This is a genomic window from uncultured Campylobacter sp. (assembly GCF_938031315.1).
Classification (GTDB): Bacteria; Campylobacterota; Campylobacteria; order Campylobacterales; family Campylobacteraceae; genus Campylobacter_B.
The window spans coordinates 1-2,129 of the sequence record NZ_CALHHT010000472.1 but is presented as its reverse complement, the minus strand read 5'-3'; the positions used below and the strand labels follow the sequence as shown (position 1 = coordinate 2,129).

The window sequence follows — 2,129 nt, the reverse complement described above, 5'->3', positions numbered from 1 at the left end:
CTTTAGAAACTTAAGCGTAAAGGAGCTTCGGGGGTTTTGATGCGTTCAAATTTTAACGAAAAAGGCGAGTTTAGATTTGGCAAATCCAGCTACGAAAAAGCGCGCGAAACCGCCGAAAACTGCGCCAAATTTAAGCTAGATAACGATGAAGAGGAGATGGCGTGCGGCGGCGAAATCAGCTGCTACGACTGCGCTTTTAGGCGCTGGAGCGCGGAGAGCTTTACCTGCGCGATGCTTGCCTGTACGGAAGCTGCGAATAAATTTTTGAATGGAAAAATTTGATTGAAATTTTATAAATTTTTAAAACTGTAATAAATCTACGCGGGTTTGCCAATTTCAAATTACAGCCAAATTGATATTTTAAAATTTACGACCGTATTTTAGAATGATAAATTTTAAATCGTTGGGCATAAATTTAGATTTTTAAAATTTAGAGTTTAAATTTAAAAGGGGCGGGCGGTCTGAAATGAGGCTCAAAACCGCTCGCCTTCGGAGTTCAATGAAAAGGCAAAATGCCGCCGTCTAAACCTGAATTAAAATTTATATCTGATGTTTGAGAAAAATACGCGGCCCTCCTCAGGATAGCCCTCGTCGTATTCGTAGTTTTTATCAAACAAATTCGATACGCCCGCTTCCACGCTTAAGTTTTCGATCGGCTCGTACGTAAATTTTAAATTTGTAACGCCAAATCCCGCCAGCCTAGTCTCTTCACTGGATAAGACGTATTTGCCGGATGAGATATATTGCGACACATAAGCAGATAGCTTAGGCGTGATTTTATAATCTACGTATAAGAAAGCCTTATGTTTCGGTAGATCATACACTCTGGCGTCATTGCTATTGTCCTTAACAATAAGATACGAGTAGTTGCCGCCTATCTCAAGGTCTTTCGTCGCAAAATATCCCGTGCTGAACTCAAAGCCCTTGTGAGTAGATCGGTTGATATTTACGATCATATCTCTAGTATCGCCGTTTCGCGTCTCTTTTCTAAGCCCGAATGCATCTTTAACCTTTGAATAAAACACTGCCGTTTCAAGCTTTAGTGTTTCTCCAAAAATTCTTTGATAGTCTATTTCGTAGTGGTTTGCTATCTCGGGACGAAGTTCCGGATTTGCAAAGATTCGGCCGAATCTCTCGCTATATCTGTCTTTCATACTCGGAAAATAGGTTTTCTTTGCGTAGCTTAGGCTAAGCTCGTCGTTGCCGTCGAAGCTATGCTTATAGGCCGCTTGGTAGTTGAAAGCTTTTTCTCTCTTCAGATCGGGAAAGCTATAAAAATGCGGTCTATTAGCTAGAATAGGGCCGTATTTTTCGGCCTTTTTCGGATCTCTAATATCATAATCTACGCCTAAAATTAGTTTGTTATAATCGTTAAATTTATATGTGTTTTCCAAAGCGAAGTTGTACATGGTATCCTGGGTCGTTTGGATCGGCTCGCCGTCATTATGCTCCTTGTGCTCGTCAAATTTATAATTCGTCGCAAATTTTAGTGTATCTTGATCGCTAACATCTCCGCCTACCTCTGCGCCGAAGCCATAAGAGTGATCTCTATAATGGCTATTGAACGCATATCTTCTATTTTGGGTAGTGTAGGTTTTGTCGTCAAATGATCGCAGATCGTTTTTAAATTTATCATAATACGCCTTCGTATTTACGTATAAGCTATCTATAATTTGCGTATGCGAGAGGAAGTAGATACTCTCTTTATCCCACATAGGCCAATCCCAATACCTGCTCCAATCCAAGTAGCGACCCGCATAACGAGGGGCTTGCTTTCTGCCCGTTTGATTTATGTAGCTGATGGCGTATTCGTCGGTTTCATTAGGCGTAATACCTACTTTAACTCCGATTTTTTTGTCTCTTTGGATAGAGTTATCGCGTCTGCCGCCGTTTTCGTCATTATTTACGGGGATACGAAATTTGGATGAAAGCTGCTGTCCTCTGTCTTCAAAAAAGCTTCCGCTTACTTGCGTGTAGAATAAATTTTGTTTAGTACCAACGCTGAAATCTACGTTGTTGCCGATGGTTTTGCCGCTTTTGCCGCTTTCAACTCCATAACCGATCTCGCCTTCTAGCTCTTTGCTAGGCTTTTTAGTGATCAAATTTATCGCGCCGCCCATAGTATTTGG

2 protein-coding genes are annotated in these 2,129 nt (G+C 41.1%); one reads left to right on the top strand and one right to left on the bottom strand.

Annotation, left to right across the window (positions count from 1 at the left end; genetic code table 11):
* Positions 1-39: 39 nt before the first annotated feature.
* Positions 40-282 (top strand): molybdopterin biosynthesis protein MoeB, encoded by a 243-nt coding sequence (locus Q0236_RS11740; RefSeq protein ID WP_297918236.1) that lies wholly within the window; start codon positions 40-42, stop codon positions 280-282.
* Between the two features lie 251 nt (positions 283-533).
* On the opposite strand, the gene Q0236_RS11735 is transcribed toward Q0236_RS11740, so the two are convergent.
* Positions 534-2,129, bottom strand: a 1,596-nt coding sequence (locus Q0236_RS11735; protein WP_297918234.1) for a TonB-dependent siderophore receptor, incomplete at its 5' end; no start/stop codon positions are given.